We start from the raw sequence: 12586 nt of genomic DNA, 5'->3' as shown, positions 1-12586 counted from the left end.
AATGGGGTGTGATAATGTGCGACGGCCAGACAGGTGACACACGAGCGGACGCAGCGGCCACGGTGCCTGCGTGCGGGGCGCCATCCGGCCGCGTTGCCGCGTGCTCAAGCGCCCGGGCAAGCATGGACATGAACGCGCCGGGGGGCGGCAGCTGAGATCATGGCGCTGAAACCAGACACCGCTTCGGCCCCCAGCAGCCGCGATGAGGTTGGCCGTTCGGCCAACCGGCTCATTCGCCAGCTGGGGCTCGTGCGGATGCTCGCGACCCTGGGCTTTCTGGTGTTCGCGCTCGCGGTGGCGCGTTACAGCCCCACGATGCCGCTGCTCGGCGATGCCGAAAACGCGATGTACGACATGCGCGCGGCCAATTTCGCCAAAAAGGTCGATCAGGACCCGCGCATCCTGATGGTGGTCTATACCGACGACACGCTGATCGATACCGGTCAGCGATCTCCGGTCGACCGCACCATCCTTGCCAATGCGCTGACCAACATCGACCGGATGGGGGCAAAATCGATCGGCATAGATATTCTGTTCGATCAGCCGCAGGACGATGACGAGGCGCTCAAGACCGCATTCCGATCGATGCAAACCCCCACGCACGTCGCTTATGCATCCAACGAGACCAACACCGAGGCGATCCAGTTTCGCCAGCAGGAGTTTCTTGAGCAGTTCCTCAAGGACATCACCACCGCCAAGACGGTGCCCACCAGCATCCGGCTGCTGACCGATCCGGATGGTGTCGCGCGGCGCTGGCCCGACCAGCCAAAGAACCTGCCGCCGATCATGGTGCGTGCGATGACCCCGCCCAACGCAGCGTTCGCCGACTATCGCGGTGCGATCCGCTTCCGCCTCCCGCTGTCGTCGGACCGCCCGGTGATCAACAAGCTGCCGATCGACCTGTTTGCCGACCCTGAAAGCGCCGAGTTCGTCGCCAGCGAGGTCAAGGGCAAGCATGTGCTGATCGGCGGGGATTTCGTCGATTTCGACAAGTTCGATACCCCGCTCACCCGCATCGGCGATGTCGTCACCGGCGATTCGCAGATGATCGGGCTCGAAGTCCATGCGCACATGATGTCGCAGTTGCTCGACAACGATCAGCCGTTCTCATTCCCTGGCTGGTCGCTGTGGGTGATCGCTTTGGTCGTGGTGCTGGCCGGCTGCGCCACCGCGATCAGCCAGGCGCGTGCCTGGATCATGGGGCTGCTGCTGGGATCGCAGATCCTGTTGTTCATCACGGTGCCGTTCATTCTGCAATATCAGGGGTTCGATACATTAGACCTGCCAAGCTTCGGCTGGGCGACCGGCTGGTTGCTCGCCTATACCTCGGTGGGCGCCGCCGCACGCGTGGTCGGGTCCAAGCAGCGCGCGTTCGCGCAGAATGCGCTGGGCAAATACCTGCCCCGCTCGGTCGCGGCGGAAATCCTCAAGGACCCCGACAAGCTCGCGCTGCACGGCGAGAAGCGGGAGATCTTCTGCGTATTCACCGATCTGGAGGGCTTTACCAAGCTGACCCACGCGATCGAGCCGGAGATGGTGGCGTTCCTGCTCAACAACTATCTCGACAAGCTCGCCGACGTGGTGCTGCAATATGGCGGCACGCTCGACAAGTTCGTGGGCGATGCGGTGGTCGCCTTCTGGGGCGCGCCAATCAGCTTTCCCGACGACGGTGAGCGCGCGGTGCGAGCGGCCTGGGCGATGTACGAGGCTGGCGAGGAGTTCCGCCGCAGCGCGCCCGAGGGCGTCCCGCCGATCGGCCGCACCCGCGTCGGCGTGCATTTCGGCGAAGCGATCGTCGGCAACTTCGGCGGCGAGGGGCGCATTCAATACACGGCGTTCGGTGACAGCATGAACACCGCCGCGCGGCTCGAGGCGGCGAACAAGAACCTCGACACCCGCGTGCTGGTCAGCCGCGAGGCGGCGGAGCGCTCGGGGCTAGACTGGTATCGTCCGATGGGCCGGATCGTGCTAAGAGGGCGCGCCAAGCCCGTGGATATTTTCGAACCCGCGCCGGACATGCCGGCAGGGGAACGTACCCAAATCGCTCAACTCGTGACTGCGCACGAGGCGGGAGATTCAGACGCTGTGGTTCAACTCACATCACAGCTGCAGGAAATGGGGCAGGAAGAGGCCATCGCGAATCTGTTCAAGCGACTTGGTCAGACACAAAAAGGAGAAAGCTATGTTCTCGGTTGATAGGAAGTCCGTACTTCACCGGGCGCTTGCGTTGGGTGCAGTTTTAGGCCTGGGGGTTGCCGTCAGCGGAACCGCGATGGCCCAGTCCATGGTGGTGCGATCGGCGGGACCTTCCGCTGCGCAATATCCGGCCGGCAAGAAGCTGCCCGCCAACACCAAGGTCGTGCTGAAGGCCAGCGACCGCGTGACCGTGCTCGACAAGGCGGGAACGCGCGTCCTTTCGGGCCCCGGTACCTTCACGCTCGATGGCGCGGTCAAGCGTGACCAGACGCAGAGCACGCAGATCGCCAGCCTGCTTTCGACCAGCGGCGGTGCCAGCCGGACCCGGACCGGAGCCGTGCGCGGTGCGCCGTCCGCAGCCAAGCCTTCGGCGCCCCGCAGCCCCAATCTGTGGTTCATCGATGCCAGCCAGTCGGGCAAGTTCTGCGTGGCCGAGCCCAACCGCCTGCTGTTCTGGCGCGCCAGCGTCGCCGACGACGTGAACCTCAAGCTCGCCAACGCCAGCGGCGCCAAGGCCGATCTGCTGTGGAAGAAGGGATCGGGCAACCGCGTCTGGCCCTTTGCCGAAGTGCCTGTGGTCAGCGGCAGCAGCTACACGCTGACCGGACCCGATGGCGCGGCCAGGAAGATCGACCTGGTGGTGCTGCCCAGCGTTCCGGCAGAGGTCGACGAACTGGCCGGCACGCTGATCGAGAATGGCTGCGAGAACCAGCTCGGTCTGCTGGTCGAGACGATGGCCGCCGTCGAGCAGGAGATCAGCCCCGCAGGCGATCGCTGAACCAACCGCGATTTTATCCCCCGCCCGTGCCGCTGCGACCGGCGCGGGCGGGGTTTTTGTGTCTGCGCCATGGTGCTTGACGGCCTGCGCGGTTTGCAGGCAAGGGTTGCCGCATCATGACCCAGCCTGCACCCGATCCCCAAGCCGCACCGTTGATGCTGTTCAACAGCCTGACGCGCGCGGTCGAGCCCTTCACGCCCGTTCATGCCGGCGAGGCTCGCGTCTACAGCTGCGGGCCGACGGTCTACAATTACCAGCATATCGGCAACATGCGTGCCTATGTCTTTGCCGATACGCTGGGACGCACGTTGCAGTGGAAGGGCTACAAGCTCACCCATGTCATCAACATCACCGATGTTGGCCATCTGACGTCCGACGCCGACGAGGGCGAGGACAAGATGGAACGCATGGCTGCGCGCGAGGGCAAGTCTGCGTGGGATATTGCGCGCTTCTATCAGGAGGATTTCGAGCGCGATCTGGCTCGCCTGAATGTCCAGCCCAAGCAGCACCCGCGCGCGACCGAATATGTCGGGGCGATGATCGAGTGGGGCAAGTCGATGGCCGACAAGCACTGCTATGAGCTGGACAGCGGGCTCTATTTCGATGTGTCGACTGTGGCCGATTATGGCCGCCTGGCGCGCGCGGTGACCGAGGACGGTGAGGGCCGGATCGAGAGCGTGGAAGGCAAGCGCAACGCCGCCGACTTCGCGATCTGGCGCAAGACTCCGCCCGGAGAGACCCGGCAGATGGAATGGGATTCGCCTTGGGGTCGGGGCGCGCCAGGCTGGCATCTGGAGTGCTCGGTGATGGGAGAAAAGCTGCTCGGCTTCCCCTTCGACATCCATACAGGCGGTATCGACCACCGCGAGATTCATCATCCCAATGAAATCGCCCAGAATCAGGCATTCTGCTGCACGAACGGCCTGGATGATCCGCGAAACTCGGGCGCCAAGATCTGGATGCACAACAACTTCCTGATCGACCGCACCGGCAAGATGTCGAAATCGAGCGGTGAGTTCCTCCGGCTGCAGCTGCTCATCGACAAGGGGTTCCACCCGCTCGCCTATCGGCTGATGTGCCTGCAGGCGCACTATCGCAGCGAACTCGAGTTCAGCTGGGACAATCTGCTCGCGGCGCTGACGCGGCTGAAGCGGCTGGTGATGGCAGTGGCGGCATTGCGCTCCGGCGCGAGCGCGGCGCAGAGCGTTGATCACCCGCGACTGCTGCAGTTGCTGGGAGATTTCGATGCTGCAGTGTCCGACGATCTCAACACCGCCAAGGCGCTGACCGTGCTGGACGAGGCTCTGGCGCAAAAGAAGATCGATGCGGGCCAGCGGCTAGCAGCGATCGGCGCGATGGATGCGGTACTGGGGCTCGACCTGATGGCACTCGAGCGTTCGGCGCTGCGCCTCCGCCCGGTGGCGATCGAGTTCGATGAGGCGCGCATCGAGCACATGCTCAAGCTGCGCAAGGATGCGCGCGCGGACAAGAACTTCGCCGCATCCGACGCTATCCGCGACGAGCTGACAGCCGCGGGGGTCGAGGTGATGGACGGCGATCCGCTGGGCTGGGAGTGGCGGATCGAGGTCTAGAGATTTGTTGACGTTTACCTCCAGCGTAATCGCAGATGCCGTCGCATTCGTTAGAATGCCGACATGCTCCAACCGATCCTCTGGCTGCTGATCTGCGCGGTCCACGTGTTGCCGGCAGCGGCACTGTTCCAGCCCGGCCTGCTGGCGGCGCTTTACGGAATGGAACCCGCAGACCCGGCATTCCTTCTCGTCCAGCACCGCGCGGCATTGTTTGCATGCGTGGTTGTCGTCTGTATCTGGGCGATCTTCGACCCCGGCGTCCGCCGGCTGGCGGCAGTGGTGGCCGCCGTCAGCATGGTTTCGTTTCTTGTGTTGTTCTGGTCTTCCGGAGCGCCTGCATCGCTGCGAAGCATTGCGCTTGTTGACCTTGCTGCCCTGCCGCTGCTTATTGCTGCTGGCTGTCTCGCCTACAGGGCCTGACGCACAGGGAGCTTTTCAATGACCAAGGCCGTGATTTCCGCACTCGTACGACCGTTGCTCGAACCGGCCATCCCCGATGGCGTCGATGTGGTGTGGATCGGTTCGGCGGACGAAGCCAGGGTCGAGGTGGCCGATGCCGACATCGCCTGGGTCGACATGCACGACAAGCAGGCAATGCGCGATGTGGTACTGGCGGGCACCGGGTTGAAATGGGTTTCCACCCTCTATGCCGGGCTCGACCATTTCCCGGTCGAGGAGCTGACCGCGCGCGGCACCCGGGTCACCAACGGCGTCGGCATCAACACCATCGCGGTCGCCGAATACGCGGTGCTGGGCATGCTCAGCATGGCCAAGGGCTATGCTGACGTCGTGCGCGCCGCGGACAGGCGCGAGTGGCTGTGGACCTCGCCCGGGACGATCGAGCTTTACGAAACACGCGCATTGGTCATCGGCTATGGTGCGATCGGCTCGGCGATCGGCGAGCGGCTGAAGGGTTTCGGGATGGAGGTAACCGGGGTTGCCCGCACCGCGCGGCCCGATGCTGGGATACTGGGGGCTGACGAATGGCGCGGGCGGATCGGCGAGTATGACTGGGTGGTCATCGCGACGCCTGCGACGCGCGAAACCGATGCGCTGATCGGTGCCGACGAGCTCGCCGCGATGAAACCCGAGGCGATCCTGGTCAACATCGCGCGCGGCGAATGCGTCGATCAGGACGCGCTGATCGCCGCGCTCAAGGGCAAGAGCATCGCGGGCGCGTTTCTCGACGTCACCACGCCCGAGCCGTTACCGGCCGATCATGAGCTGTGGACTCTCCCCAATGTGCAGATCTCGATGCACCTCTCGGGCCGCGCGCAGAACCGGATGTTCCAGCGGGCGGCGGCCCTTTTTGCGGACAATCTGGGCCGCTATGTGCGCGGCGAGGCGCTGGTCAACGAGGTCGACCTCGCACTGGGATACTGATCGAGATCGCCGTCAGCTGTATTTGGCATGCGCGGCGGCGATCTTCACATGATAGTTGTTCGCGGCAAAGCCCGCGCCGTTATATCCCTTGGCAAAGGCCATGCACGCCGCTGCGACATTGCTGATCGCTCTCAGCGCGCTCACCAGCTTTTTCGAGGTGATGAACGCGGCGAAGGCCTTGAGATGCGCGGCTTCGGACTGCTTCATCGCGTCCCAGAACGCCTCGACCGTGGGGAAGCCCGCGGCCTGGTGGTTGAACCCCATGATCTGCGCGCCGCCAACGGAGGCGGATAGCAGCGCCGCCTTGCGATCCAGCGCCATCGCCTTCCACAACCGGATATATTCGCCCTGGCCGCCGACATAGAGCTTCCGGTTCCAGCGTGCGCTCGACAGGTTGGGGTGGCTCGCGCGGTACTTGCCTTCGGTATAGCGATCGAAGATGTGCGCCTCGAACAGGATCTTGGGCAGATGCGGCCCGTCGAGAAAGCCGCCGGGGCCGTCAAGCGCCAGGATGTCGCCGCGGACGTCGCTGAACCAGCCGCCGCCGCTTTCGACCTCCCACACCGCGCGGATCTGCGCGACGGTGCAGCCCAGCGCTGCGGCGACTTGCTGAAAGTCCGCTTCGGTCAGTCCGATCTTGGTCGCGGTGGCAGCGGTGCCCGTCGATCGGGCAATCCCCAGCGTATCGAGCAGACTATCGATTGCGGTCACATCGGCCTGGGTGAAGGACTGGCCGGAGCGCAGGGCCTTGATCGCAGAAAAGACGGGGGAGCGGCCCATGGGCATTGACCTTTTGACAGCAAACACGACGCCGGCAGGGCAGCCGATACTGTATCGCCAGCCCCGCAATCGCCAAGTTATGATCGGTTAATTCTCCAGGATACTGGTCCAATTCCTACATTGACAGGCTGTTGGATCCCCAGCGCCCGGCCGCCGTGCAGGCGATACCAGCAGGTGTTCCGCGCCCCGGACAGGGACAGCACTTTTGGCGGGTGACTCGGCAAATATTTGGGGTTATGCCTTGCGTCACACGGGGCGTGGGCGGCGGAGCCCATGGTTTTTCCGCATCGCACATTCCGCCCGGGTAGCCCAAGCATAACGCACCGCCCGGTCATCCTTTCGGTCGCACGATTGCAACGACAAGCCATTTTCGGTTTCCGGGGGAGTTATTTCATGACCAAAGCATCCGATCTGTTCATCCAGTGCCTGGAGGAAGAGGGCGTCGAGTACATCTTCGGCGTTCCCGGCGAGGAAAATCTCGACATGCTCGATTCGCTCAGCCGGTCGACCAAGATCAAGCTCATCCTCACCCGTCACGAGCAGGGTGCCGGCTTCATGGCGGCGACCTATGGACGCCACACCGGCAAGACCGGCGTGTGCATGGCCACGCTGGGCCCCGGTGCGACAAACTTCGTTACCGCGGCAGCGTATGCGCAGCTGGGTGGCATGCCGATCCTGATGGTGACAGGCCAGAAGCCGATCAAGAAATCCAAGCAGGGCCGGTTCCAGATCCTCGATGTCGTCGGCATGATGAAGCCGATCACCAAGTTCACCCATCAGCTGGCCAGCGCTGACAACATCCCCAGCCGCATCCGCGAGGCCTTCCGCCTTGCCGAGGAGGAAAAGCCCGGCGCCACGCATATCGAGTTCCCCGAGGACATTGCCGAGGAAAAGACCGATTCGGTGCCGCTGAAGCCCAGCCAGACCCGGCGACCCAATGCCGACAAGAAGTCGATCCGCGCCGCGGTCACCGCGCTCGAGCAGGCCAAGTCGCCGATCCTGGTGATCGGGGCAGGGGCCAACCGCACGATGACCAGCCGCATGCTGCTGCAGTTCATCGAGAAGACCGGCATCCCGTTCCTCACCACGCAGCTGGGCAAGGGCGTGATCGACGAGCGGCATCCCAAGTTCGTCGGCTGCGCCGCGCTGTCGGCGGGCGATTTCGTCCACCGCGCGGTGGAAGCTGCCGACCTGATCGTCAACATCGGCCATGACGTGATCGAAAAGCCGCCGTTCTTCATGCATCCCGGCGGCACGCCGGTGATCCACATCTCGTCCAAGACCGCCGAGGTCGATCCGGTGTATTTCCCCGAGATCGAGGTAATCGGCGATATCGCCAATGCGATCTGGCAGATGAAGGAAGATATCGTCCCCAATGGCGGGTGGAAGTTCGACCACATGCTGGCGTTCCGCAAGGCCGAGGTCGATCACACCAAGTCGCTGTCGGGCGATGCGCGCTTCCCGATCTTCCCGCCCTATCTGGTGCAGGAAATCCGCAACGCGATGCCCGACGACGGCATCATCTGCCTCGACAACGGCGTCTACAAGATCTGGTTTGCGCGTGGTTATGACGCGTACCGGCCCAACACCGTGCTGCTCGACAATGCGCTCGCCACCATGGGCGCGGGCCTGCCCTCGGCGATGATGTCGTCGATGGTCTATCCCGACCGCAAGGTGCTGGCGATCTGCGGCGATGGAGGGTTCATGATGAACAGCCAGGAGATGGAAACCGCGGTCCGGTTGAAGCTTAACATGACCGTGCTGATCCTCAACGACAACAGCTATGGCATGATCCGCTGGAAGCAGGCGAACATGGGCTTCCAGGATTGGGGCCTGACCTATGGCAACCCCGACTTCGTGAAATACGCCGAGGCTTATGGCGCCAACGGCTATCGTGTCGAAAGCGCCGAGCATCTGAAGGAACTGCTCGCGCATACGCGCGACACGCCAGGAGTGCATCTCATCGATTGCCCGGTTGATTATTCGGAGAACGACCAGATCTTGAACATCGACATCAAGAAGATGGCGAAAGAGCTTTAATCAGAAATCCCCCTCTCCCGTTGAGCTTCGCTCGTCTGCGACTCAGGGGAGAGGGCCGGGGAGAGGGGAATGGATTTCCCACTGCCCGCTTCATGCCAAGGGGGAGGGCGGCCCCCTCTCCCAACCCACTCCCTTCAAGGGGAGAGGGCTTCAAGGGACTTGTTATGACCACCCTCAAATCCGTCTACCCGCTCTATCTCAACAACGAGGCGCAGCAGCCGAACACCGATCTGGAGGTGACCGACAAGTTCACCGGTGAGGTCGCGTTCCGCGTCGCGCAGGCCGATGCCGCGACGATCGATGCAGCGATCGCAGGTGCGGTCGAGGCGGCAGAGCCGATGGCGCGGATGCTGAGCTATGAGCGGCAGGAGGTGCTCAACCACTGCGTCACGCGGTTCAAGGAGCGTTCGGAAGAACTCGCCTATGCACTGTGCGTCGAAGCGGGCAAGCCGATCAAGGATAGCGAAGGCGAGGTCAGCCGCCTGATCGACACCTTCCGCATTGCGGCGGAAGAATCGGTGCGGATGACCGGCGAGGTCCAGACGATGGACATCAGCCCGCGCGCCAAGGGCTATCGCGGCATGTGGAAGCGCGTGCCGATAGGCCCGTGCTCGTTCATCTCGCCGTTCAACTTCCCGCTCAATCTCGCCGCGCACAAGATTGCGCCTGCCATCGCGGTCGGCTGCCCGTTCGTGATGAAGCCAGCGAGCCGCACGCCGCTGGGCGCGATCATCATGGGCGAGGTGCTGGCCGAGACCAACCTGCCCAAGGGCGCGTTCTCGATCCTGCCCGCCAGCCGCGATGGCGCGGACCTGTTCACCACTGATGACCGCCTGAAATTGCTCTCGTTTACCGGATCGCCCGATGTGGGCTGGGACCTGAAGGCGCGCTGCGGCAAGAAAAAGGTCGTGCTCGAACTCGGCGGCAACGCTGCGGTGATCATCGATGCTGATGCCAATCTGAACGACGCGATGGAGCGTGTGATCTTCGGCGCGTTCTATCAGTCGGGCCAGAGCTGCATCGGGGTGCAGCGCATCCTGATCCACGCCGATGTCTACGATCGCTTCCGCGACATGCTTGTCGCCAAGGCCAAGACATTGATCGCGGGTGATCCCAAGGACCGCGACACCTTTATCGGGCCGATGATTCACGTCAAAGAGGCGACCCGCCTCGATGGCTGGGTGCAGGAGGCGGTGTCGCTTGGCGGCACATTGTTGTGCGGCGGCAAGCGCGATGGCGCGATGCTCGAGGCGACCCTGCTCGAGAACGTGCCGCACGAAGCCAAGATCGTCACCGAAGAGGCGTTCGGCCCGGTCGCGGTACTCTCGAGCTTCACCGACTTTGGCGCAGCGATGGCCGAGGTCAACAACAGCAAGTTCGGACTGCAGGCAGGCGTGTTCACCCGCGACCTGTTCAAGATGTTCGACTGCTGGGATCATCTCGATGTCGGCGGCGTCGTGATCAACGACGTCCCCAGCTTCCGCATCGACAACATGCCCTATGGCGGGGTCAAGGATTCGGGGCTGGGCCGTGAGGGCATCCGCTTTGCCATGGAAGACATGACCGAGATCCGCAACCTGCTGATCCGCGGCCAGTAGTCCGCCAGAGGGTTGCACCGCCCGAGTGGGACGGCGCTACCCTGCCGACGAAGTCTGCTCAGTTAAGGCATCACAACCCCGCCCAGCGACGGTGCGGTGTTGAAAAAGTCATGCGCCTCGCTGCCGATCGCGAGCCCCAGCGGCACGCCACCGATGTTCTCACCATCGCGCCGCGGGATGCCGTCAAACCGCCAGTGCACGCCCAGATAGATCCGGCTCACCGAGTTTTCCCACACCGCCTCGGCGAAATTGTCGAAGGCCTTGTCCACCCGGGTGCGGGTCGAGCCATCGGGATCGCTGGCGATGCCGTCGAGCTCGTCCGAGACAAAGCTGAAGCTCTCCTTGGCGATCGGGGCACTGTTGTGCGTTTCGACGTCGAGCACGTCCTTCAGCGTGATCGGGCCCGGCGCGGTGTTGAGCGCCAACCGCAGAGTCTGGAACAATGCCGCGCCAAAGGTGGCATGGCCCGAAGGATAAGCGGGAAAGTTGGGCGTCCGCGTCATCGGGCCGGCGGTATTGGTCTGCGGTGCGCCCAAAGGTGCCCAGAACGGATCGCCGCCGCGCGTCGCGTCTTCCTCGCGCAGCCCGACCACCGGGCGCCAAAGGTCGTAGAAATACTTCCAGTGCCACGCGTCGATGCCCGAATCCGCCATAGCGACGTTGAGCTGCGCGAACAACTCGGCGGCACGCGGGATATTGAGCGCGAGCGGCTCGACGACGCGGCGGGCGACCTGGTTGTACAGCCGCGGCGGCACGCCGAGGTTCATCGCGCCGTCATAGCCCCAATAGACCCCGATGCGCTCCTGTTCGGCGTTGCGCTTGCCGCGCAGTTTCGCCCCGTAGTCGCGGACCTCGTCGAAATCGTCCCGGTAGTCGGGATTGGCGAGATAGTCGGCCAGCCCGCTTCCGGGAAACGGATCGAGCGGCTGGTTGGCGGCGCCGGTGAACCGGGTGACATTGCCCCACACCGGCCCCAGCCGGTTCTGCCCGGGCTGGAACGGATCGGCGCGATGCTGGCCGTAGACCGGGTTGGCTGGCTGGCTTGTGGCGATGTCGATGTTCGATCCATCGGCGGCGCGCGCGTCTAGGATCGCCTGGCCGACCTGCTGGCCATAGGCAAAGCGTCCCGCGTTTACCGCGCCGGTCGAATCGTCGATATAGATGCCGTAGCGCGGGTACATCGCCTTCAGCGTCACCACCGCCGCGCCGGCGATGATGTCGGTCACGCTACCGCCGGGGGCAGGGCCAACGCCGTGCGCGATGCCTTTCTTGCTGAGCCAAGCAGCGCCCGGATTGCCGCTGGCGAAGGCCACCGCATCATGGATGGCTAGATGAACGATCGCCATCGCGCGCGATGTGCGGATGGGACCGGGTTGCTGGGCGTTGTTGAAGCCGCGCGTAAAGTCACGGCGCGAGCATTCCAGAAGTATAGCATTCCAATAAAAAACGGGATTCATTGTTATTTCCTTCAGGCAAACGTCATCGCTCTGCCAATTGCGGGCAAAGCATGAAGAGGACACACGGATACGATCACCTTTTGGGTGGGCGTGCATTACTGATGATATTATGATATTCGCAGGCGTGACGGCATCGACCACGGCCTTGGTTCACGCATCGCCATGTTACTTGGCTTTACGTGTCACCCATAGGACAGATGCGACAGTTTTAGTGTTAAACTTTTGTTGAGGATGAAAGACGGCTTCTGCCGCTCAGGCTGGACAGGCGCTCAGCCGGCATAGGCGATGGCCATCACTTCCCACTCCTTGGTGCCACCCGGCAGAGTCACCGTACGCAGGTCACCCACCGCAGCGCCGCGCAGCGCGCGCGCCAGCGGCGAATTCCAGCCGATCCGGCCAGCGCCCGCGTCCTGCTCGTCATCGCCCACCAGGGTGAGCGTGCGGCGGACATCGTCCTCATCGGCGATCTCGACCTCTGCGCCGAACCACACGCGGCCGGTGTCCTGCTGCTCCTTGGGGTCGATGACCTTGGCGGCCTTCATCTTGCGCGCGAGCCGGTTCAGTTCCCGATCGATCTCGCGCATCCGCTTGCGGCCATAGAGATAGTCGCCGTTCTCGCTGCGATCGCCATTGCCCGCAGCCCAGCTGACGATCTCGACGATCGCCGGGCGTTCGACACCGAGCAGATGATCATAGCGCGCCTTGAGCGCGGCATAGCCTGCAGGGGTGATGTGGTTGGGGCGGTCCATGAGCGGGCTTTAG

10 protein-coding genes are annotated in these 12586 nt (G+C 63.6%); 7 read left to right on the top strand and 3 right to left on the bottom strand.

The features are described from left to right. The first annotated feature begins 159 nt into the window (after positions 1 to 159). The 5 genes from IP68_RS08755 (at position 160) to IP68_RS08735 (ending at position 5949) form a co-directional block, all read left to right on the top strand. The gene (locus IP68_RS08755) at positions 160 to 2196 is read left to right on the top strand and encodes an adenylate/guanylate cyclase domain-containing protein (protein ID WP_054134599.1); all 2037 of its coding nucleotides are present in this window, start codon (positions 160 to 162) and stop codon (positions 2194 to 2196) included. 76 nt (positions 2197 to 2272) lie between these two features. Further along, positions 2273 to 2974 carry a hypothetical protein gene (locus IP68_RS08750; RefSeq protein ID WP_054134598.1) on the top strand — a complete coding sequence of 234 codons (702 nt, stop codon included), beginning with the start codon at positions 2273 to 2275 and terminating at the stop codon, positions 2972 to 2974. Positions 2975 to 3090: 116 nt separating this feature from the next. After that, on the top strand, positions 3091 to 4566 hold the full coding sequence (cysS, locus tag IP68_RS08745; RefSeq protein ID WP_054134597.1) for a cysteine--tRNA ligase: 1476 nt from the start codon (positions 3091 to 3093) through the stop codon (positions 4564 to 4566). A gap of 63 nt (positions 4567 to 4629) precedes the next feature. Then, positions 4630 to 4986, top strand: a complete 357-nt coding sequence (locus IP68_RS08740; protein ID WP_054134596.1) for a hypothetical protein — start codon at positions 4630 to 4632, stop codon at positions 4984 to 4986. 18 nt (positions 4987 to 5004) lie between these two features. Beyond that, complete coding sequence (locus tag IP68_RS08735; RefSeq protein ID WP_054134595.1) at positions 5005 to 5949, top strand: D-2-hydroxyacid dehydrogenase; 945 nt, start codon at positions 5005 to 5007, stop codon at positions 5947 to 5949. Positions 5950 to 5961: 12 nt separating this feature from the next. Here the strand turns inward: IP68_RS08735 and IP68_RS08730 are convergent, their stop codons facing one another. Continuing rightward, positions 5962 to 6729: an N-acetylmuramidase family protein gene (locus IP68_RS08730; RefSeq protein WP_054134594.1), complete on the bottom strand. Its 768-nt coding sequence runs from the start codon at positions 6727 to 6729 to the stop codon at positions 5962 to 5964. A 393-nt stretch (positions 6730 to 7122) separates the two neighbouring features. On the opposite strand from IP68_RS08730, the gene IP68_RS08725 reads away from it, so the two are divergent. Both IP68_RS08725 and IP68_RS08720 read left to right on the top strand, forming a co-directional pair. Beyond that, positions 7123 to 8769: an acetolactate synthase large subunit gene (locus IP68_RS08725; protein WP_054134593.1), complete on the top strand. Its 1647-nt coding sequence runs from the start codon at positions 7123 to 7125 to the stop codon at positions 8767 to 8769. A gap of 164 nt (positions 8770 to 8933) precedes the next feature. Then, the gene (locus tag IP68_RS08720) at positions 8934 to 10367 is read left to right on the top strand and encodes an aldehyde dehydrogenase family protein (protein WP_054134592.1); all 1434 of its coding nucleotides are present in this window, start codon (positions 8934 to 8936) and stop codon (positions 10365 to 10367) included. A 62-nt stretch (positions 10368 to 10429) separates the two neighbouring features. On the opposite strand, the gene IP68_RS08715 is transcribed toward IP68_RS08720, so the two are convergent. Further along, entirely contained in the window at positions 10430 to 11824 is a 1395-nt protein-coding gene (locus IP68_RS08715; protein ID WP_054134591.1) for a vanadium-dependent haloperoxidase, read from the bottom strand. 269 nt (positions 11825 to 12093) lie between these two features. After that, a complete protein-coding gene (locus tag IP68_RS08710; RefSeq protein WP_054134590.1) occupies positions 12094 to 12573 on the bottom strand; it encodes a GreA/GreB family elongation factor in 480 nt (159 codons plus the stop codon). Between the last annotated feature and the right edge of the window lie 13 nt (positions 12574 to 12586).

This window comes from Blastomonas sp. AAP25, from assembly GCF_001295965.1.
Classification (GTDB): domain Bacteria; phylum Pseudomonadota; class Alphaproteobacteria; order Sphingomonadales; family Sphingomonadaceae; genus Blastomonas; species Blastomonas fulva.
This window is presented reverse-complemented; position numbering and strand designations above follow the sequence as displayed.

What these genes read in the sequence shown, in the direction of transcription:
- IP68_RS08755 (WP_054134599.1), top strand. Translation starts at nt 160, where the DNA reads ATGGCGCTGAAACCAGACACCGCTTCGGCCCCCAGCAGCCGCGATGAG.
- IP68_RS08750 (WP_054134598.1), top strand. Translation starts at nt 2,273, where the DNA reads ATGGCCCAGTCCATGGTGGTGCGATCGGCGGGACCTTCCGCTGCGCAA.
- cysS (WP_054134597.1), top strand. Translation starts at nt 3,091, where the DNA reads ATGACCCAGCCTGCACCCGATCCCCAAGCCGCACCGTTGATGCTGTTC.
- IP68_RS08740 (WP_054134596.1), top strand. Translation starts at nt 4,630, where the DNA reads ATGCTCCAACCGATCCTCTGGCTGCTGATCTGCGCGGTCCACGTGTTG.
- IP68_RS08735 (WP_054134595.1), top strand. Translation starts at nt 5,005, where the DNA reads ATGACCAAGGCCGTGATTTCCGCACTCGTACGACCGTTGCTCGAACCG.
- IP68_RS08730 (WP_054134594.1), bottom strand. Translation starts at nt 6,729, where the DNA reads ATGGGCCGCTCCCCCGTCTTTTCTGCGATCAAGGCCCTGCGCTCCGGC.
- IP68_RS08725 (WP_054134593.1), top strand. Translation starts at nt 7,123, where the DNA reads ATGACCAAAGCATCCGATCTGTTCATCCAGTGCCTGGAGGAAGAGGGC.
- IP68_RS08720 (WP_054134592.1), top strand. Translation starts at nt 8,934, where the DNA reads ATGACCACCCTCAAATCCGTCTACCCGCTCTATCTCAACAACGAGGCG.
- IP68_RS08715 (WP_054134591.1), bottom strand. Translation starts at nt 11,824, where the DNA reads ATGAATCCCGTTTTTTATTGGAATGCTATACTTCTGGAATGCTCGCGC.
- IP68_RS08710 (WP_054134590.1), bottom strand. Translation starts at nt 12,573, where the DNA reads ATGGACCGCCCCAACCACATCACCCCTGCAGGCTATGCCGCGCTCAAG.